The 19020-nt window shown below is 53.9% G+C and carries 17 protein-coding genes; 12 read left to right on the plus strand and 5 right to left on the minus strand.

Annotated features, from left to right (window positions below):
* Nucleotides 1-73 precede the first annotated feature (73 nt).
* Both AAGQ96_RS05045 and AAGQ96_RS05050 read left to right on the plus strand, forming a co-directional pair.
* Nucleotides 74-1078, plus strand: a complete 1005-nt coding sequence (locus tag AAGQ96_RS05045; protein ID WP_342754997.1) for a phosphotransferase — start codon at nt 74-76, stop codon at nt 1076-1078.
* Nucleotides 1079-1130: 52 nt separating this feature from the next.
* Nucleotides 1131-2204 carry an AraC family transcriptional regulator gene (locus AAGQ96_RS05050; RefSeq protein ID WP_147200531.1) on the plus strand — a complete coding sequence of 358 codons (1074 nt, stop codon included), beginning with the start codon at nt 1131-1133 and terminating at the stop codon, nt 2202-2204.
* Here the strand turns inward: AAGQ96_RS05050 and AAGQ96_RS05055 are convergent.
* Entirely contained in the window at nt 2191-2616 is a 426-nt protein-coding gene (locus tag AAGQ96_RS05055; RefSeq protein ID WP_342754998.1) for a cell envelope integrity TolA C-terminal domain-containing protein, read from the minus strand. The two genes, AAGQ96_RS05050 and AAGQ96_RS05055, sit on opposite strands and share 14 nt — an antisense overlap.
* 243 nt (nt 2617-2859) lie before the next feature.
* On the opposite strand from AAGQ96_RS05055, the gene AAGQ96_RS05060 reads away from it, so the two are divergent.
* From AAGQ96_RS05060 to AAGQ96_RS05070, 3 genes are read left to right on the plus strand one after another with little or no spacing between them, the layout of a single operon-like run.
* On the plus strand, nt 2860-3537 hold the full coding sequence (locus tag AAGQ96_RS05060; RefSeq protein ID WP_342754999.1) for a CsgG/HfaB family protein: 678 nt from the start codon (nt 2860-2862) through the stop codon (nt 3535-3537).
* An 11-nt stretch (nt 3538-3548) separates the two neighbouring features.
* Entirely contained in the window at nt 3549-3902 is a 354-nt protein-coding gene (locus tag AAGQ96_RS05065; protein WP_147195698.1) for a DUF4810 domain-containing protein, read from the plus strand.
* Complete coding sequence (locus AAGQ96_RS05070) at nt 3902-4546, plus strand: DUF799 domain-containing protein (protein ID WP_147195700.1); 645 nt, start codon at nt 3902-3904, stop codon at nt 4544-4546. The genes AAGQ96_RS05065 and AAGQ96_RS05070 overlap by 1 nt, the downstream gene beginning before the upstream one ends.
* A gap of 112 nt (nt 4547-4658) precedes the next feature.
* Here AAGQ96_RS05070 and AAGQ96_RS05075 read toward each other — a convergent pair whose 3' ends face one another.
* Both AAGQ96_RS05075 and sbcD read right to left on the minus strand, forming a co-directional pair.
* Nucleotides 4659-8333, minus strand: a complete 3675-nt coding sequence (locus tag AAGQ96_RS05075; RefSeq protein ID WP_342755000.1) for an AAA family ATPase — start codon at nt 8331-8333, stop codon at nt 4659-4661.
* The gene (gene sbcD, locus AAGQ96_RS05080) at nt 8330-9550 is read right to left on the minus strand and encodes an exonuclease subunit SbcD (RefSeq protein WP_147195704.1); all 1221 of its coding nucleotides are present in this window, start codon (nt 9548-9550) and stop codon (nt 8330-8332) included. The genes AAGQ96_RS05075 and sbcD overlap by 4 nt, the downstream gene beginning before the upstream one ends.
* A gap of 200 nt (nt 9551-9750) precedes the next feature.
* Between sbcD and phoB the strand changes: the two genes are divergently transcribed.
* The 6 genes from phoB (at nt 9751) to proY (ending at nt 17218) form a co-directional block, all read left to right on the plus strand.
* A complete protein-coding gene (phoB, locus tag AAGQ96_RS05085; protein ID WP_147195706.1) occupies nt 9751-10440 on the plus strand; it encodes a phosphate response regulator transcription factor PhoB in 690 nt (229 codons plus the stop codon).
* Nucleotides 10441-10460: 20 nt separating this feature from the next.
* Entirely contained in the window at nt 10461-11774 is a 1314-nt protein-coding gene (gene phoR / locus AAGQ96_RS05090) for a phosphate regulon sensor histidine kinase PhoR (protein WP_147195708.1), read from the plus strand.
* Between the two features lie 18 nt (nt 11775-11792).
* Nucleotides 11793-12716: a PstS family phosphate ABC transporter substrate-binding protein gene (locus AAGQ96_RS05095; RefSeq protein WP_147195711.1), complete on the plus strand. Its 924-nt coding sequence runs from the start codon at nt 11793-11795 to the stop codon at nt 12714-12716.
* 199 nt (nt 12717-12915) lie between these two features.
* Nucleotides 12916-14019, plus strand: coding sequence for a cobalamin-independent methionine synthase II family protein (locus AAGQ96_RS05100; protein ID WP_147195714.1), 1104 nt, complete (start codon nt 12916-12918; stop codon nt 14017-14019).
* 397 nt (nt 14020-14416) lie between these two features.
* Nucleotides 14417-15739, plus strand: a complete 1323-nt coding sequence (gene brnQ / locus AAGQ96_RS05105) for a branched-chain amino acid transport system II carrier protein (RefSeq protein ID WP_147195716.1) — start codon at nt 14417-14419, stop codon at nt 15737-15739.
* 123 nt (nt 15740-15862) lie between these two features.
* Nucleotides 15863-17218: a proline-specific permease ProY gene (gene proY, locus AAGQ96_RS05110; protein ID WP_147195718.1), complete on the plus strand. Its 1356-nt coding sequence runs from the start codon at nt 15863-15865 to the stop codon at nt 17216-17218.
* A gap of 58 nt (nt 17219-17276) precedes the next feature.
* Here the strand turns inward: proY and AAGQ96_RS05115 are convergent, their stop codons facing one another.
* Both AAGQ96_RS05115 and AAGQ96_RS05120 read right to left on the minus strand, forming a co-directional pair.
* Complete coding sequence (locus tag AAGQ96_RS05115) at nt 17277-17837, minus strand: Ail/Lom family outer membrane beta-barrel protein (protein WP_342755001.1); 561 nt, start codon at nt 17835-17837, stop codon at nt 17277-17279.
* A gap of 391 nt (nt 17838-18228) precedes the next feature.
* Nucleotides 18229-18657: a hypothetical protein gene (locus AAGQ96_RS05120; RefSeq protein ID WP_342755002.1), complete on the minus strand. Its 429-nt coding sequence runs from the start codon at nt 18655-18657 to the stop codon at nt 18229-18231.
* 123 nt (nt 18658-18780) lie between these two features.
* Between AAGQ96_RS05120 and AAGQ96_RS05125 the strand changes: the two genes are divergently transcribed.
* The gene (locus tag AAGQ96_RS05125; protein WP_342755003.1) at nt 18781-19020 is read left to right on the plus strand and encodes a SymE family type I addiction module toxin; all 240 of its coding nucleotides are present in this window, start codon (nt 18781-18783) and stop codon (nt 19018-19020) included.

Here is a 19020-nt window from a genome sequence, read left to right on the forward strand (position 1 = left end):
AAGCGAGTCTGCGCGGGCGAAGCCATGCTGGTATCACCATGACGGCTAACGCCAATCCATCAGGAGCCAGACTATGACCGCCAGGCAATATGACGATTTAGACAACAGTGCGCTGATGCAGCTTGCCCGGCGCGCGCTGAGCCGCTATCCCTTTGCAGCAGAGGGCAAACTGAGCCTGCTTTGCCGCTCGGAAAACGCCACCTTTTTACTGGAAGCCGCAGGAAAACGTTTTGCGCTGCGCCTGCATCGCGGCAACTATCATCAGCGTGCCGATATTGAAAGCGAACTGCACTGGCTGAATGCCCTGCGTGAGACCGGTATTGTCGTGCCTCAGGCAATTACTGATTGCGACGGGCAGGCGGTGCAGATGCTTACGCTGGCGGATGGCAGCGTCCGGTACGCCGTATTGTTTGACTGGATTGAAGGTGATATGCCAACCACCGACGTCGATCCGCGGGCGTTTCAGCAGCTTGGCCACATCACTGCCCGGCTGCATCAGCACAGCAAAAGCTGGCAGAAACCCGCAGGATTTCAGCGCATTGTCTGGGATCATCACTCAATGGTCAGCCCGCAAAGCCACTGGGGCGACTGGCGGGATGCACCGGGCCTGTCGCAACGCGATCATCACACGGTTGAAGACGTTATTGCACGCGTTGGGCACGAGCTGGCGACGTTCGGCAAGGATCCTGCTCGCTACGGCTTGATCCATGCCGATCTGCGTCTGACAAATTTACTGCTGCACAAGGGCGAAACCCGGGTGATCGATTTTGACGATTGCGGCATGGGCTGGTATCTGCACGATCTTGCGGCAGCGATCAGTTTTGTGGAGCACCATCCTCGTGCAGCGGATTGGGTTGATAACTGGATCAAAGGCTATGAGCAGGTCGCGCACATCAGTGACGAAGAGATGGCAATGGTGCCAACGCTACTGATCCAGCGCCGCATCCAGCTGCTGGCATGGGTAGGTTCCCATGCGCAAACCGAGATGGCGCAAAGTCTTGGGCCGCAGTGGGCGGATCATTCGGTTCGTCTGTGTCATCGCTACCTTGAAACCACTGAACTGCCAGTGGGTGCCTGAACTGGTACGGAAATTGCTGGGTTACAGGATATTCTCTGTAGCTGAGGCGATGATGATGGAAACCGGACTACTCAAACAGCCCGATATGGCGGCAGCGCTGACAGCCAGCTTTGCCTGCAATCATGGTGTACTGGCCGCCGCCGCCAGCGGGCTGAGTGAATTTATCTGTGATAAAGGCGGTGATATCGACCGCATTTATGGTGTCAGTGGCATCGATCCCGAGCAGCTAAGCAGTCCAACGCTAAGTTTGGGATTGATCAACTACTGTCGGGTCATGGAAGAAGCGGCACGTTTCTCGGGTTTTGATAACTTCGGTTTGCACTACGGCAGGCAGTTTAAACCGCAGTCATTAGGTCTGATCGGCTATATTGGCCTCTGTTCCGCCACGCTTGAGCAGGCCCTGCATAACGTGGTTAACGCTTTTCCCTGGCATCAGCACGATACCCTGACGCGGCTGACCGACAAAGGCGACTGCTGGCGGCTCGATTATCAGGTTCGACATGGTGCAATCCTCAGTCGGCGGCAGGATGCTGAACTGACGTTAGGAATGTTTTTGAACCTGATCCGCCACGTAGCGGGAAAGAACTGGGCACCGCGAGAGGTTCATTTTGAACATCCGCGACCGTCGCAGTGGCACGAGCACTGCAAAGTTTTTGACGCGCCGGTCTGGTTCGATCAGCCTTATAACTCTTTACTGATCCCCAAACGCGATCTGATGCGAACCATGCCGGACAGCGATCCTCTGCTGCTGATGGTGATGCAGGACGCGATTCGTCGTCTGAACAGCGCGACGCCTCAGCAAAGTCTTGTCGATCAGGCGCGTGCTCAGGTGCATCTGATGCTGATGAAAGGCGAACCGGTGCTGGAAGATGTCGCGGAAAAAATGGGCATGTCCAGCTGGTCGCTTCAGCGTCGTCTGCGTGATGAAAACCTGAGTTTCAGCGCGCTGGTGGACAAGGTACGCTGCGAGATGGCCACGCACTATTTGCAGCAAAAGCAGCTACCGATATCGGAAATGGCGCTGCTGCTGGGCTACTCCGAGGTCAGTGCTTTTTCCCGTGCTTTCCGCCGCTGGTTCGGCATCAGCCCAAGGCAGTGGCGGCAGGATGAGGCTAGAGCGGTTTAAAATCTATCACCGTACGACGCGGCAGATTTTTTGGCGGGGCAGGAAGCCAGGTGGCGCTGCTGATAACGCTCCAGACTTTCAGACAGAGCCGTTCGTCGCCGGCAGTGCTCTGCACGTTGTAGCGGCCTTGCTGACCGTAGCTGATGGTCGCAGCACATTCACGTCCCTTATATTTGTTGGCGTCATAAAAGTTTCTGGTAACGCCGTACTGCATTTTCGCCAGATAACGACAGGTTTCCTGCTGGTCTGATTTGGCGCTGGCACACTGTTTATCTGCCACCTGCTGCAATTCCTGCTGCGTGGGCGGCGCGGTGCCGGTTCGGGGCGGCGAGCTGCTCTGGCAGCCCGCCAGCAGAAGCGTGAGCAGTATCGTGCCGCCTGCCAGGCTGGTCTTTATCGCATCGGCTATCATTTTTACCCCTGAAAACTAAAGAATTTCTTAATGCTGCCGATAGTCTACCTCGTTAGCTTTCCGCTGACAGGTTATTCCGGCATAAACAGGTGATTTACAGATTTTTCGCCTGCAGCGTTGAAACAGGGAAAGTCATTAATTCGCAGTGGCACGTTATATACTCCAGGACTTTTCTGTTTTCTTATTGTATTCTCCAGCGCGGAATGCCGGATGCTCTAACTTTATTCATGGAAAAGAAAACGAATGAAATCTTATTTTAATCTTGTTGCTTTGGCGTTAATTAACTGTGCTGTTCTCAGCGGTTGTGCCAGCGAATCTTCCCGAACTATCGAAGCACCTCAGGTGACCGCAGCCAGCCAGCCTGCCTATCAGGGAATAAAAAGTCCGATTGCCGTCGGTAAATTTGATAATCGTTCGGCTTATATGAACGGTATTTTCTCTGACGGTGTGGATCGTCTTGGTAATCAGTCTAAAACCATTCTTATTACCCATCTCCAGCAAACCGGCCGTTTTAACGTGCTGGATCGCGCCAACCTGGATGAGCTGAAGGCCGAAGCAGGCTATAAGCACAGCACGCAGTCAATCAAAGGCGGCGATTATGTTGTGACCGGCGACATCACCGAATTTGGCCGTAAAGAAGTTGGCGACCAGCAGTTGTGGGGCATTCTCGGCAGCGGAAAAACCCAGGTCGCCTACGCGAAAGTCAATCTGAACGTGGTGGATGTGGCGACGTCAGAAGTGGTTTATAGCGTGCAGGGCGCAGGGGAATATCAGTTATCTAACCGTGAAGTTATCGGCTTTGGCGGCACGGCCAGCTATGACTCTACGCTGAATGGCAAGGTGATGGATCTGGCCATTCGCGAAGCGGTGAATCATCTGGTCAGGGCAATTGATTCAGGCGCCTGGCGTCCGGTTAAATAACGGGGAATATTATGAAGATTATTAAATTTAGCGTTGTGGCCGCCACAATGCTGATGTTAACTGCGTGTGCGCAAAAAACGACCAGCATCTATTACTGGGGCGACTATCAGTCTTCTTTATACAGTTATTATAAAGAGGGAACGGCGCCGGAAAAAAATATCGACACGTTGAATAAAGTTATTCAGGAAGCTCAGGCAAAAAATAAGCCTGTCGCGCCGGGGCTGCATGCGCAGCTGGGATTACTTTATGCTAACACCGGAAGAACTGACCTGGCCTTTCAGCAGTTCAGCGCCGAAAAAATGGCCTTCCCTGAATCTTCTTCCTATATGGATTTCCTGATGCGTAATAAGCAGGGAGCACAATAATGAAACTCTTTTTGGCCTTTTTTGCTTTCTTTTCGGTGATGGCCCTGACCGGCTGCGCGAAAAAAGCGCCCTATGACTACACCGCCTTTCGTGAGAGCAAGCCGGCTTCTATTCTGGTACTGCCTGCACAAAATGAAACCACGGATATCAATGCCGCCCACAGCTTTGTGTCGATGGTGACGCAGCCGCTGGCCGAATCGGGTTACTACGTGTTTCCGGTCGCGGTGGTGGAAGAAACCTTCAGGCAGAACGGCCTGACCAATGCCACGGATATTCGTAGCGTCAGTACGGCTAAGCTTCGCAGCATTTTCAACGCCGATGCGGCGCTCTATATCGACGTCACCCATTACGGGACCAAATACGTGCTTGTTGATAGCGTGACCACCGTGACGGCTACCGCGAAGCTGGTCGATCTGCGTAGCGGCAAGCAGATCTGGAGCGGAATGGCGTCGGCGTCCGACAACGAAAACAGCAGCACCAACAGCGGCCTGGGCATCCTCGTGGCGGCTGTGGTGAAGCAAATCAGCAATAAAGTGACCGATGAGGCGCACACTATTGCTGGTGTGGCAAGCACACGGTTGCTAACGGCTAACACCAACGGCGGGATCCTGGCCGGGCCTCGTGCGAAGGCAGTAAAACCTTGATGGACAGGGCGCCAGACGGCGCCCTGTTAACATAGCGCTGGCATGTGTCCCGCGCGCTTTGAGTTTGTCTGCTATCTGCGCCCCATTTTATTCACTTTTCCCGCGGCGCCAGTCAGGCCGTGGGCGTTTCCAGCTTGCTGTAACCCAGCCCGTTTATTTTGCGTACCTTAATTTGCACCGGAATGCGTTCTTTCATTGCCTCAACGTGGCTGATGACGCCGATGGTTTTGCCGCTGGCATTTAACGCATCCAGCGCGTCGAGTGCGCTGTCCAGCGTCTCCGCATCCAGCGTGCCGAAGCCTTCGTCCAGAAACAGCGATTCAATTCGCGTTTTATGACTGACCAAATCGGAAAGCGCCAGCGCCAGCGCCAGGCTGACCAGAAAACTCTCACCGCCGGAAAGGGTACGGGTATCGCGCTGTGCATCGGCCTGCCAGGTATCCACCACCTGAAGCTCCAGCGCCTCCTGTGATTTACGCTGCAACAGATAGCGGCCGTGCAGGCGATCCAGCTGGTTGTTGGCCAGCCAGACCAGGTGATCCAACGTTAAGCCCTGGGCAAATTTGCGGAACTTATCGCCTTCTTTTGAACCAATCAGCTGGTTGAGGTAGTTCCAGTCCTCGACGTCACGCGCTTTTTGCTCAATGCTGACCAGCAGCGCTTGCTGTTGTTCGCGTCGGGCTGCATCGCTGGATATCTGCTGACGAACCTCGCCCTGCTGGCTGGCGTTGTCCCGCAGCTGCCGTGCAAGGCTTTCGGCCGTGGCGCTCAGCGTTTCTCTCTCTACCGGTAAATCTGCCGGCTGTGATGAAAGCAATGCAGCAAGATTTTTTTCTGCCTGTTCGACCAGCACGGCCGCCTGCTGACGACGCCTTTCATGCTGTTGCTGAAGCGCTTTTAGCCTGGCGGTATGTTCTTCATCCAGCAGCGCTGCGGCAAACGCGTTTTCATCGCTGAAATGCGTGGCCGTTAACGCCTCGCTAAACGCCTGCTGCGCCGCTTTCAGCCGACGATTCAGCGCTTCTTCCTGCTCAGTGAGAGAATTATGCTGTCCGGTCAGAGTATTTAACTGGCTTTGCTGCTGCTGCCACTGCTGTTGCAGGTGCTGGCAGCGTTCAGTGTGAGCCTGAGACAGCTCGCGAAGCTGCTGCTGAACCTGCGCAGTGCGCTGCTCGCCAAAGAGCTGCTGACGCTCCTGACGGCAGGCGGTTAGCGTCTGTAGTTCATGACGGAGACGCGCTTCACGACTGTTTTGACCGGTCTGCTCACGGGCAATTTCCTCTTGCAATGCCTGCTGCTGCGTTGCCAGAGTTGTCAACTGCGAGGCGAGGTCAGTTAGTACCCGCTCCGCTTGTGCCCATTGCTCTGACTCTTTTTTCCTGTCAGTGAGCCAGATCTCATGCTTATCTGGCGCAGGCAGCGTCAGTGCATGTTCCTGCAACGAGTCCCGTAAGGTTTCGCGCTGTTTCTCCACGCTTTGCTGCTCCTGAAGCAGCAGCTGTTCCTGCTCGGCCAGCGCCTGGTTCAGCGTCTGTAACTGTTGCGCTGCCAGCAACTGTTGCTGCTGGAGCGCCGCGCTCTCGTTCTGCTGACGCTGCAACAGATCTTTAAGCTGCTGCAACTGGCGGGCATGCTGTTGCAGATTAACCAGCTGAGCCTGAAGCTCGCTTTCCTGCTGCTCCTGTGCGGCAAGCCAGCCGGTGGTTTTCTCCGGCTCTTCCGGCGTCAATAAAATTGTCAGGGCTTCAGTCGTGGCCTGCCATTGCGCACGCAGCTGGGCACACTCTCGCTCGCTATCCGTGCGTTCCTGTAGCAGCTTTTCTGCCTGGAGTTGCAGGTTTTTTACCTGCTCGCGACGGGTGGTGCCCTCATCTTTTAGCTTTTCCACTTCAGCTTTCAACAGCATCAGGCGCTGCTGATTTTCTGAAGGTTTAAGCGCCTGATATTCGTGAATGGCAGGATGCTGGCAGGAGCCACAAAGCGGGCAGGGGGAGTCGGGTTCCAGCAGGGCGCGGTGCTGTTCCAAATCGGCAATACGCTGCTCCAGCTCACAGCGTTTTTCCAGATCCTGATAGTGCTGATTTTTCTCTTTCCAGCTGCTGCGCAGGCTGTGCAATTGCTGTTCAGCCTGTTGCAGCGCCTGGTGTACTCCTTGCTGGCTGGTTAGCTGGCGCTCACTAAGTAACGTTATTTGTTGCCACTGAGCGGCGAGCAGCGTTAATTTTTGGCGCAGCGGCCGCTGTTCGTTCAGCCGGGTTAGCGCCGCCTGGAGCTGTTCTTCCGGGTGCTGCTGCTGGAGCAGGGTCAGGCTTTTTTCGGCCTCGCTAAAACGCTGCTGCGCCTCTTCCAGCTGCTGTTGCTGTGGTTTGGCCTGCTGTTTTAGCCCCGCAATTTGCGCCTGCAACTGCGAAATGCTTTTTTTCTGCCCGGCGATGCGCTGTTGGTGCGCATTCAGCGCCAGCTCGCTCTGGTGCTGCTGCTCGAAACGCGCCCGCCAGAAAGGCAGTAATTCAGCCCAGCGCGAGAAGCGGCCATTCGCCTCGGCCCACAGCTGTTGCCGCTGCTGTTGCTTTACTGTTTCGCTCTGAGCCTGCTGGTTTTTCATTAATGCAGCCTGACGCTCATTAATATGAAGTTGGTACTCGCTAACCTCTTTAGCCAGCTGCTCATGCTGTGCGGCCAGTGAGGCAATGCGGTTATCCAGCGGTAATACGCTGTCGCTGATTAACGTTTCCTGCTGCTGGCGATACGCCTCATGGTGTTGGCGTGTTGCTTCCGCTTCTTTTAGCTGCCGCGCCACGCCTTCCAACTGCTGGCTGGCCTGTTGCTGCTGGAGGGTTAAACGATCAAGCTGCGCTTTTAGCGCCTCAGCATCCTGCTGATACTGGTTGCGCAGCTGCCAGCCTGGGCGCAGTTTTTCTGCCGGTTCGGCCAGCGTCAGACGCTGAAGCTGCGGTTGATCCTGTTGCCAGGCTGCTTCCGCCTGCTGCTGCTCTGCCATCGCCGTCTGACGAGTCTGGCAAGCTGCCAGATGCTGCTGATGCCACTGCAACAAACGCTGTTGCCGCTGATGTTGCGAAGTAAGCGCCTGCTCCGCTTCTGTTAACTGTTCCAGCTGGGTTTTAAGCAGCTGTAATTGCTCTGCATCCAGCAGCGACATCCCGCTTGCCTGCGCGCGCAGCTGGTCCAGCTCAACTCTGCTATTTTTAAACCGTTCGAAGACGTTGGCCGACAGGCGGCCGTAGATTTCCGTGCCGGTCAGCTCCTCCAGCAGCTCGGCGCGGCTGTTGGCGTCTGCGTTAAGAAAAGCGGCAAACTGCCCCTGAGAGAGCATCATCGATTTAGTGAAGCGCTCAAAATCCAGTCCGGTCAGCGCCGTCAGCATCTCCAGCTTGTCTTTCACTTTGTCAGCAACGATTTTATTGTCATCGCAGCGTGCCAGCTCGACTCGCGGTGCCTGTAAATTACCCTCAACCGCGCCACGCGCCCGGTTCTGGCTCCAGAAAGCGCGCCAGGCAACGCCTTTTACCTCAAACTCCACCTCGGCCAGACATTCCGACGTGTCACGCGTCATCAGGTCATTTTGTGACTGTGACAGTTTTCCCAGACGAGACGTTTCGTGGTAAAGCGCGAGACAGATCGCATCCAGCAGCGTGGTTTTCCCCGCGCCGGTTGGGCCGGTGATGGCAAACAGGCCGTTACTGGCGAAAGGCTCGGCGGTAAAATCAATTTTCCATTCGCCCTTCAGCGAGTTGAGGTTTTTAAACCGCAGCGTCAGGATTTTCATGGCTGTTCCTCATCATTCAACTCCGCCAGCGTCTGGCGGAACAGCAGCGTGGCGCGGGCAATCCGCTGCGGTTCTTCTTCTTCCAGCGCCAGGCGACGGCTGAATACCTCTTCCACGCTGAGTTCGCTCAGCGTCTCGTTGTTCTGACGGGCGATGACCTGGTCGCGCTGTTCACGACTGCGGCGCAGCAGCACGACCTCTACCGGCAATTCCTGCGTCAGCTCTTCAATTCGTCGCTGCAAATCGTGCAGCCAGCCTTGCGTGACAATCTCAATATCCAGCCAGACGGTTTTACCATCATCACGAGGCGGTATTGCTGCCAGCTGCCGCTCGATCTCCTCCAGCGAACCTTTAATCATTTGCATCGGCTGGAAAGTGGGAACGATCAGCGGTTCAACCTGATTCAGTTTGCCGTCAAGGAAGTCGACCAGAAATACGCTTTTCTCTTTGCCCAACTCATCAAAGCTGAGCGGAATGGGGGAGCCGCTGTAGCGAATATGCTCGGTTCCGGCGATGCGCTGCGCGCGGTGAATATGGCCAAGCGCGATGTAGTCCGCCGCCGGAAACGCCTGCGCCGGAAAGGCATCCAGCGTACCGATATAGATATCGCGCACCGCATCGCTTTTGGTGACGCCAACGGTGGTCAGATGACCGGTTGCGATGATTGGCAGCGTTAAATCCAGCTGCTCGCGCCGCGCCACGGCTTCGTGCCAGCAGCGCTGATAGTGATGAGTAATCGCTTCGGCCAGCGTTTGCTGTTTTTCACGTCCTGACTGGCCTGCCTGGCTACGGGTGATATCGCGAGGACGCAAAAAAGGGATGGCGCAAAGCAGGGCGCCGGGCTGGCCGTCGCGGCGATTTAGCAGCAAAACCTGTTCATTAAGGTTGTCGCTGGCGGACGCAATAACCCGGGTGTTCAGGCAGGCCAACAGCTCGCGGGATTCGTTAAGCGTGGCCACCGAGTCGTGATTACCGGCCAGCATCACCAGCTGGCAGCCGGTTTGACTGAGCCTGACGATAAAACGGTTATACAGCTCGCGCGCATAGCTTGGAGGCGAACCCGTATCAAAAATATCGCCGGCCACGATAATGGCATCGACCTGATGCTGTTCTGCCTGCGCCAGCAGCCAGTCCAGAAAAGCCTGATGTTCGGCTGCGCGGCTTTTGGTATAGAAGAACTGGCCCAGATGCCAGTCGGCGGTATGAATGATTCGCATGAGTTCCCTGTGAATGCGCCAGGACAAGACGGCGATTATAAACAGTCAGGGGCAAAACCCCAGCGCAAAGGCATTTCACTGTTGATAAAGTGTTATAAAACGGGGCGGAAGCCGATGCTTTTTTCATAAAAATGTCATAAAACTGACGCATAATGTCGCCGCATATCCAGTGACATTCCGTCACAAACGCAGGAGCAATAATGGCTAAGCGCATTCTGGTGGTCGAAGATGAAGCCCCAATCCGTGAGATGTTATGTTTTGTTCTGGAGCAAAATGACTACCAGCCGATCGAAGCGGAAGATTATGACAGCGCCGTTAATTTGCTGATCGAACCCTGGCCCGATTTGATCCTGCTGGACTGGATGTTGCCGGGCGGATCCGGCATCCAGTTTATCAAACATCTTAAACGTGAAGCGATGACCCGCGATATCCCGGTGATGATGCTAACGGCACGCGGCGAGGAAGAGGATCGCGTTCGCGGTCTGGAAGTGGGGGCCGACGACTATATTACCAAGCCTTTCTCCCCTAAAGAGCTGGTGGCCCGGATCAAAGCCGTGATGCGCCGGATTTCACCGATGGCGGTGGAAGAGGTCATTGAAATCCAGGGGCTGAGCCTCGATCCCTCTTCACACCGCGTCATGTCTGAAACGCAGCCGTTGGAAATGGGGCCGACAGAATACAAACTGCTGCATTTCTTTATGACTCATCCCGAACGGGTTTACAGCCGTGAGCAGTTGCTTAATCATGTCTGGGGCACTAACGTTTACGTCGAGGATCGCACCGTCGACGTACATATTCGCCGCTTGCGCAAAGCCCTTGAGCTGACCGGGCACGATCGCATGGTGCAGACGGTTCGCGGAACAGGTTATCGTTTTTCTGCACGTTTCTGATCGTAACCGGAGCCTTTACCGTGCTGGAACGCCTCTCCTGGAAGAGATTACTGCTGGAGCTGGCGTTGGCCAGCCTTCCTGCTCTTATCATTGGCCTGCTGGTGGGCTACTTACCCTGGCTGCTGCTGATTTCAGTGCTGGCGGTGCTGTGCTGGCACTTCGCTAATCTACTGCGGCTTTCCCACTGGCTGTGGGTGGATCGCAGCATGACGCCACCGTCCGGTCGCGGCAGCTGGGAACCGCTGTTTTATGGCCTTTATCAGATGCAGGCGCGTAACCGCCGCCGCCGCCGTGAGTTGGGGCATCTGATTAAGCGTTTTCGCAGCGGTGCTGAGTCGCTGCCTGATGCGGTGGTGCTCACTACCGAAGAAGGCACGATTTTCTGGTGTAACGGCCTGGCTCAACAGCTTCTGGGCCTGCGCTGGCCAGAAGATAACGGCCAGAATATCCTCAATTTATTACGTTATCCTGAATTTACCCGCTATCTGCGCGAGCAGGATTTCACCCGTTCGTTAACGCTGGTGCTGAATAATCATCGTCATCTGGAGTTCCGGGTGATGCCCTACAGCGAAGGTCAGTGGCTGATGGTCGCGCGCGATGTGACGCAAATGCATCAGCTGGAAGGCGCGCGACGAAACTTCTTTGCTAACGTCAGCCACGAACTGCGTACGCCGTTGACCGTACTGCAAGGCTATCTGGAAATGATGAGCGACTCGGTGCTGGAAGGAAGCCAGCGGGATAAAGCCCTACATACGATGCAGCAGCAAACACGGCGAATGGATGGTCTGGTGCAGCAGCTGTTAACGCTCTCCAGGATTGAGGCCGCGCCCGCGCTGGATTTGCAGGAAAAAGTTGATGTGCCGATGATGCTGAGGCTGCTGCAACGCGAGGCGGAAACGCTCAGTCAGGGCAGGCATGAAATTCATTTCACCGCCGATCCCGATCTGCGCGTATTCGGTAACGATGAGCAGTTACGCAGCGCGATTTCCAATCTGGTCTATAACTCGGTAAACCATACGCCTGCCGGCACGCGCATTGATATTAGCTGGCGCAGGACGCCGCACGGTGCGCAATTTAAGGTGAAAGATAATGGCCCGGGTATTGCCGCCGAACATATTCCCCGCCTCACCGAGCGCTTTTATCGCGTCGACAAAGCCCGTTCGCGCCAGACTGGCGGCAGTGGGCTGGGGTTGGCTATCGTCAAGCATGCGCTCAGCCATCACAATACCCGGCTCGAGATTACCAGCCAGCCCGGCAAAGAGACCTGTTTCAGCTTCTCCCTGCCGCTAAGGTTGATTGTAAACAATGAATTGTCCCAGAATGCGGTTCACTGAACGATCGGATAGCCATCAATGAAAAAGCTGTTTTTTGCCGTAATCATGCTGTTCAACCTGTCTGCTCAGGCGCAGGAAGGCATGCTGTCAGGCAATCTTTCGAGCGTCGGATCCGATACGCTGGGCAACCTGATGACCCTGTGGGGCGAAAGCTTTAACCGTCAGTATCCCGGCGTTAACGTACAGATTCAGGCTGCGGGTTCTTCCACTGCACCGACGGCTCTGGCAGCGGGCGCGGCCCAGCTTGGCGCGATGAGCCGTCCGATGCAGGCCGTGGAGCGTCAGCTGTTTGAGGCAAATTATGGCTATCCGCCGCTGGCGGTGCCGGTCGCCATGGACGCCCTGGTGGTGGTGGTGAATAAAGATAATCCGCTACAGGGATTAAACGATCGGCAACTGGATGCGATTTTTTCTGTGACCCGCCGTTGTGGCGCGTTCTCTTTCGTAAAAAAGTGGGGTGATTTGCCTTCAATGCCTGCCAGCTGGAAAGCGCGCCCGATGCAGCGTTTTGGGCGTAACTCCGCTTCCGGAACCTGGGGGTTCTTTAAACAGCAGGCGCTGTGTAACGGCGATTTTCGTAATGATGTCGGTGAATACCCAGGCTCGGCTGCGGTGATTCAGGCCGTCGCCAACACGCTCAATGGTATCGGTTACGCCAGTATGGGCACACATCTGACCGGGGTGAAAATGTTACCGGTTTCCCGTGATGGCAACAGCTGGGTTACGCCTTCGCCAGAGAATATCCGCAGCGGCCGTTATCCTTATGCACGTCCGCTTTATATTTACGTTAATAAAAGACCGGAGAAACCACTGGAGCCGTTGACCCGGGCTTTTCTGAGCCAGGCTTTGTCGGCAGAAGGGCAGGCGCTGGTAACGCAGGCGGGCTATTTGCCGCTGTCGGACGAGCAAATCAGGCAGGCCCGACGGATGATTGAAGAATAAAGTACGGTCAGCACCTGGCGAGGATAACGGCGAACATGAATTTTTTTCATGGCAGATGAAATTTCCTCGTTTGCCGCTGAATGTTTCTCATGACATGCTCTCTTCAGCCATTTAGACATCCAGATGTCTTATAATGATAATTCGTCATTATTTCCCAGGTAAATTATGCGCCGTGCGCGCAGGACAGGAGTGACCTGAAATGCAAAGAGATTCAGCCCAGTACCGTGCCGAAGTGGTTGGCAGTTTTCTGCGTCCGGCAGCGATCAAACAGGCCCGCGAGCAGTTTCAGGCCGGTGAAATTGATGCCGTTGCGCTGCGTCGTATTGAAGACGAAGCCATCCGCGATGTGGTCACGCACCAGCGTGCCAGCGGTCTGAAAGTGGTCACCGATGGCGAATTCCGTCGCGCATGGTGGCACTTCGATTTCTTTGACGGCCTTGAAGGGGTGGAACGTTACGAAGCCGATCAGGGCATTCAGTTCAACGGCGTACAGACTAAAGCGCGTGGCGTAAAAGTGACCGGCAAACTTGGTTTTGGCAATCACCCAATGCTGGAAGATTTCCGTTACCTGAAAAGTATCTGCGGCGACGCGATTCCTAAAATGACGATTCCAAGCCCAAGCGTGCTGCACTTCCGTGGTGGGCGTAAAGTTATTGATGCCAACGTCTATCCGGACCTGAAAGACTATTTCAACGACCTGGCGCTGACCTACCGTGACGCGATCAAAGGCTTTTACGATGCGGGCTGCCGTTACCTGCAGCTGGATGATACCGTTTGGGCTTACCTGTGTTCAGAAGACCAGAAACGTCAAATTCGTGAACGTGGTGACGATCCGGAAGAGCTGGCTAACATCTATGCACAGGTGCTGAATAAAGCACTGGAAGGTAAGCCGGAAGATATGGTTGTCGGTCTGCATGTTTGCCGCGGTAACTTCCGTTCGACCTGGATCTCTGAAGGTGGCTATGAGCCGGTAGCGGAAATCCTGTTCGGTACGGTGAACATCGACGCCTTCTTCCTGGAATATGATAACGAGCGTTCAGGTGGCTTTGAGCCGCTGCGCTTTATCAAACCGGGCAAGCAGCAGGTGGTGTTAGGCCTGATCACCACCAAAAACGGTGAGCTGGAAAGCCCGGACTCAGTGAGAAAACGCCTGGCTGAAGCCGCGCAATATGTCAGCCTCGATCAAATTTGTCTCAGCCCGCAGTGTGGCTTTGCGTCTACGGAAGAAGGCAACAGCCTGACTGAGGAGCAGCAGTGGGCGAAACTGCGTTTGGTTGTCGATATCGCTAACGACGTTTGGTAATTCAGGCGGCATTATGAGCAAAAGGCGCGTATAAACGCGCCTTTTGTGCATCCCCACCCGGATCCATGCAGAAATTAACCCCACCCCGTGCAAAAAAAGTACAAATCATGTAAGGCATCCTGCAAATAAACTGAAGTGATAAACTGCCACAGCGGATTTTTGCGCTATATCACTCTGCTTTATCGGATCCGTATTGCCTTTCTCCGCTATAAACGTTTTACTTACGGCCGTTTTTACGTTATTCCCCTGTAAAAAGATCAAAATAAGCGCAATACGCCGGTTAAGTTGGAACAGGAACATCCGTTTTGATTAAAGTGCCAGGCGTATTAGTGCAGGCAGGGCGATAAAGCTGACATCACGATTTCACTTAACACCAGTACAGGCGAAGCCGTTTCTTATGACAAATCGTTTAACTTCCAAAGACATTCTCGCGCTGGGCTTTATGACTTTTGCCCTGTTCGTGGGTGCCGGCAATATTATTTTTCCACCGATGGTGGGTATTCAGTCTGGGGAACACGTTTGGATTGCTGCACTTGGCTTTCTGCTAACGGCCGTTGGACTTCCTGTGATTACTATTATCGCGCTGGCCCGCGTGGGCGGCGGTATTGACGCGCTCAGCTCGCCAATTGGCAAAGCGGCAGGCCTCGTGCTGGCAACGGTCTGCTATCTTGCCGTCGGCCCTCTGTTCGCAACGCCGCGTACGGCGACGGTTTCTTTCGAAGTCGGGATCGCACCGCTGACCGGTGACGGTGCTGTGCCGCTGCTGGTTTACAGCCTGATCTACTTTGCGCTGGTTATCGGTATTTCCCTCTATCCGGGTAAATTACTGGATACCGTTGGCCACATTCTTGCGCCACTGAAAATCATCGCGCTGGCCGTATTAGGTATCGCTGCGCTGCTTTGGCCAGCAGGCGGACTGGCTCCGGCCACGGACAGCTATCAGCATGCGGCGTTCTCCAGCGGCTTTATCAATGGCTACCTGACCATGGATACGCTTGGCGCGCTGGTATTTGGTATTGTTATCGTCAACGCGGCACGTTCCCGCGGCGTGGGCGAAGCGGGTTTACTGACGCGTTATACTATTATCGCTGGTTTGATTGCCGGTATCGGCCTGACGCTGGTTTACCTGACCCTGTTTAAACTGGGTTCTGACAGCGCGTCCATCGTCGATCAGAACGCAAACGGCGCCGCTATTCTGCACGCTTACGTTCAGCATACCTTCGGCGGAATGGGCAGTTTCTTCCTGGCAGCGCTGATTTTTGTAGCCTGCATGGTTACCGCAGTTGGCCTGACCTGCGCCTGCGCCGAATTCTTCCAGCAGCATCTGCCGCTGACTTATCGTCAGCTGGTCTTTGTGCTTGGCCTGTTCTCCATGCTGGTTTCTAACCTGGGCCTTAGCCAGCTGATTCAGTTCTCAATTCCGGTACTGACTGCGATTTATCCGCCTTGTATCGTGCTGATCCTGCTGAGCTTTACGCTGCGCTGGTGGAACAAAAGCAGCCGTATTATTGCGCCAACAATGCTGGTAAGCCTGATTTTCGGCATCATTGACGGCATCAAAACTACCGCGTTTAAAGATGTGCTGCCTGCTTTTGCAACGACTATGCCGCTGGCAGAGCAAGGTCTTGCGTGGTTGCCGCCATCGCTGGCTATGCTGGTCGTGGCGGTGATCTACGACCGCACTCTGGGTCGTCAGCAGGTTAGTGCCCACCAGCAGTAATTTTTGTGATACCTTCTTCTGCCCGCTTCCGGCAGAAGGTCAGTTGACCTCAATACTGGCGAAATGCATCACTATTCTCCTGCCTGTTTCAGGCAGGAGTTCAGACTGAGTATTAAGAGTAAGATGAAAAGTAATGCGCTCAAAAAGGGACTGAGTACCCGCCACATTCGTTTTATGGCGCTGGGTTCGGCCATCGGTACCGGCCTGTTTTATGGTTCGGCCGACGCAATTAAAATGGCCGGGCCGAGCGTTATCCTCGCCTATATTATCGGCGGTGCCATCGCCTATATCATCATGCGCGCGCTGGGTGAAATGTCGGTTAATAACCCACAGGCCAGCTCTTTCTCGCGCTACGCTCAGGACTATCTTGGGCCACTGTCAGGCTATATCACCGGCTGGACCTACTGTTTTGAAATTCTGATTGTCGCCATCGCGGATGTGACGGCGTTCGGCATTTATATGGGCGTCTGGTTCCCGGATGTTCCGCACTGGGTTTGGGTGCTAAGCGTGGTGCTCATCATTGGTGCGATCAACCTCGCCACGGTTAAAGTGTTTGGTGAAGTCGAGTTTTGGCTGTCGCTGTTTAAGGTCGCCACGATTATCGTGATGATCGTGGCAGGCATCGGCATTATCTTCTGGGGCATCGGTAACGGTGGACAGCCGACGGGCATCAGCAACCTGTGGACCAATGGCGGCTTCTTTGCGCATGGCGTAATGGGCATGGTGTTGTCGTTGCAGATTGTGATGTTTGCCTATGGTGGCATCGAAATTATCGGCATCACCGCTGGCGAAGCGAAAGACCCGGCAGCGTCGATCCCGCGGGCGATTAACACCGTACCGCTGCGTATTCTGGTGTTCTATGTCGGCACGCTGTTTGTCATCATGTCCATTTATCCCTGGAACCAGGTGGGGACGAACGGTAGTCCTTTTGTACTGACTTTCCAGCATATGGGCATTGCAGCGGCGGCAGCCATTCTAAACTTTGTGGTGATCACCGCGTCGCTGTCGGCTATTAATAGTGATGTGTTTGGCGTCGGGCGTATGCTGCACGGTATGGCTGAACAGGGCCATGCACCGGCAATTTTCGCGACTGTTTCACGTCGTGGCATCCCGTGGGTTACCGTGCTGGTAATGATGATTGCGATGCTGATCGCGGTTTATCTTAACTACCTGATGCCGGAAAAAGTGTTCCTGGTGATCGCGTCGCTGGCGACCTTTGCCACCGTCTGGGTATGGATTATGATCCTGTTTTCGCAGATTGGCTTCCGCCGCTCGTTAACGCCCGAACAGGCAAAAGAGCTGAAGTTTGCTATGCCTGGCGGCGTATTTACCGCGATGGTCGGCATTCTGTTCCTGGTCTTTATCATCGGCCTGATCGGCTACTTCCCGGATACCCGCGTATCGCTTTACGTCGGCGTGGGCTGGATAGCGCTTCTGCTGGTCAGCTGGCGGTTTGTGAAGAAGAAAGTAGCAGCATAAAAAGAGAAGGCCGGAGATTTCCGGCCTTTTTTTTGCTAAAATGCCCGGGCGCTCTGCCCTAAAAACGATAGCCGACGCCAATATTGAAGCCGTTGATAGAATGGCTCTTGCCGCCAGAGCTTACGCTTGAACCTTCATAACCAATATCGATCGCCACATTTGACAGTGGGTTAATTTGCAGCCCGGCACCATACATAAAGGACGATTTATTTTCATTATTTGAATAATTGCCGTCGGAACCGTAGAAACTCCAGCTTTCAGAGTAATCAATTTTGTTATAATTCAGGCCAATTAGACCATAAATGCTGATGTAGTCATTAACGCGATAAGCCGGACCTGCAGCAAGCGAATAGTATTTCACTTTTGTTTTGGCATCGAACTGCTCATCAATATCACTGTAATTATAGTTCTCATCACCACTCATATAAGTAAAGGAGCCAATGATGCTGACAGGTGAATCCCACTCATAGCGATACTTCAGGTTTACCCCTTTAATATCTTTAAAATCTTGTACCTTGCTATGTGCATAGCCTAAAGAAACGGTGTGATTGTCCGCAGAGGCGAGCAGGGGAAAAGCAACAGAGGTCATTAACAGACTGGTTAACAGCAGTTTTTTCATTACATCATCCTTAATGAAAGTATTTTATTAAACGTATTTAATACCTGGGGGAATGCCGGCATTAACCCCGGTTAATTATGTCCCGGGATGGTGGGATTCTAGCGGATAAATCAGTAATGAAGTAGCCCGCGGAAAAATAATATTGTGAGGTGGATCTCATCTGTGATAATTTGTTATTTATCGGTTACTTATATAAGTAACGCATTGAACTGACGTGCATAATTAATAAATTTAAATAAAGTAAAATTATTTGTGAATGGAATGAGTTTTTGTTGTGCTGGAAAGTAGTGGGTTTATTTAATAATAGAAAATACGGAAGTTTTTATCCAGATATCCACCCGCGACTGGAGATGTTAAATTTTAATAAATAATTATAACATGGTGTTTATTTTCAGTGTTTTAATGTACTTCTCAATAATAAAAATTTCACTTTCTGGGTTGGCCTTACAATTTTCATCAGGTTCGCTTGGGTATTAACCTTACCGTTCGCATACGTGCTCAGTAAATGTATCTGCTCCGCCAGATACGGTGCAGCTGCACCACTGGCAGCCTGAGCGATATTCCTGCCCGCCAGCTCCTGGATTACCGCCGTTGCCGCGCTTATTCCCTGCTGGATAGCACTGCCGGTTCTCCATGACGCCATCGCATTATTGTAAGCCTGCTTCGCGACATCATCATCCATGAACGCTTTGCCGTTGCTTTCAAGCTGCGCTTTCGCCTCAGACAGTTTCGCCGGATCTCTCTTCGCTTTCTCGCCCGCTATCTGACCTTCGGTGCTGGCAATATCCATTGCCTGATTGGTGCGGTGATTGTGAAGCACCGGGTGGAGACGGCCGTGCGGCCTGTTGATTAGGAGAGAGTGACAGCGATTTTTTAGCGCGGAGCTAAGGTGTTACCAGCACCTGAACTCCGCTGACCAAAACCGACTGGCAAGGAGTTGATCATGGCTGCGCACGATATTAGGCCTGAAGTGAGTATTTCCAAAGTGTTACGGCAGCTGAAGGTGGGTTATACCAGCATCCGTCACGAAAAACGTTCTACCGGCATGACGACCTATTACAGCCGCTGTCTCAGCATCAGCCTCAAGGGCAACTGGCTGGAAGAGGCCGGGTTTGAGACCGGTCAGCCGGTTAAGGTTATGATGGAGCGCGGACAGTTGATCACCCGGCTGGCTGAGGGGTGA

The organism is Pantoea sp. MBD-2R, from assembly GCF_039134845.1.
In the GTDB taxonomy this organism is placed as follows: Bacteria; Pseudomonadota; Gammaproteobacteria; order Enterobacterales; family Enterobacteriaceae; genus Erwinia.

Excerpts from the sequence above, each read along its gene's own strand:
- phoB (WP_147195706.1), top strand. The coding sequence starts at position 9,751 with ATGGCTAAGCGCATTCTGGTGGTCGAAGATGAAGCCCCAATCCGTGAG.
- AAGQ96_RS05050 (WP_147200531.1), top strand. The coding sequence starts at position 1,131 with ATGATGGAAACCGGACTACTCAAACAGCCCGATATGGCGGCAGCGCTG.
- AAGQ96_RS05065 (WP_147195698.1), top strand. The coding sequence starts at position 3,549 with ATGAAGATTATTAAATTTAGCGTTGTGGCCGCCACAATGCTGATGTTA.
- AAGQ96_RS05055 (WP_342754998.1), bottom strand. The coding sequence starts at position 2,616 with ATGATAGCCGATGCGATAAAGACCAGCCTGGCAGGCGGCACGATACTG.
- AAGQ96_RS05095 (WP_147195711.1), top strand. The coding sequence starts at position 11,793 with ATGAAAAAGCTGTTTTTTGCCGTAATCATGCTGTTCAACCTGTCTGCT.
- AAGQ96_RS05070 (WP_147195700.1), top strand. The coding sequence starts at position 3,902 with ATGAAACTCTTTTTGGCCTTTTTTGCTTTCTTTTCGGTGATGGCCCTG.
- proY (WP_147195718.1), top strand. The coding sequence starts at position 15,863 with ATGAAAAGTAATGCGCTCAAAAAGGGACTGAGTACCCGCCACATTCGT.
- AAGQ96_RS05115 (WP_342755001.1), bottom strand. The coding sequence starts at position 17,837 with ATGAAAAAACTGCTGTTAACCAGTCTGTTAATGACCTCTGTTGCTTTT.
- AAGQ96_RS05060 (WP_342754999.1), top strand. The coding sequence starts at position 2,860 with ATGAAATCTTATTTTAATCTTGTTGCTTTGGCGTTAATTAACTGTGCT.
- AAGQ96_RS05100 (WP_147195714.1), top strand. The coding sequence starts at position 12,916 with ATGCAAAGAGATTCAGCCCAGTACCGTGCCGAAGTGGTTGGCAGTTTT.
- AAGQ96_RS05045 (WP_342754997.1), top strand. The coding sequence starts at position 74 with ATGACCGCCAGGCAATATGACGATTTAGACAACAGTGCGCTGATGCAG.
- sbcD (WP_147195704.1), bottom strand. The coding sequence starts at position 9,550 with ATGCGAATCATTCATACCGCCGACTGGCATCTGGGCCAGTTCTTCTAT.
- AAGQ96_RS05125 (WP_342755003.1), top strand. The coding sequence starts at position 18,781 with ATGGCTGCGCACGATATTAGGCCTGAAGTGAGTATTTCCAAAGTGTTA.
- brnQ (WP_147195716.1), top strand. The coding sequence starts at position 14,417 with ATGACAAATCGTTTAACTTCCAAAGACATTCTCGCGCTGGGCTTTATG.
- AAGQ96_RS05075 (WP_342755000.1), bottom strand. The coding sequence starts at position 8,333 with ATGAAAATCCTGACGCTGCGGTTTAAAAACCTCAACTCGCTGAAGGGC.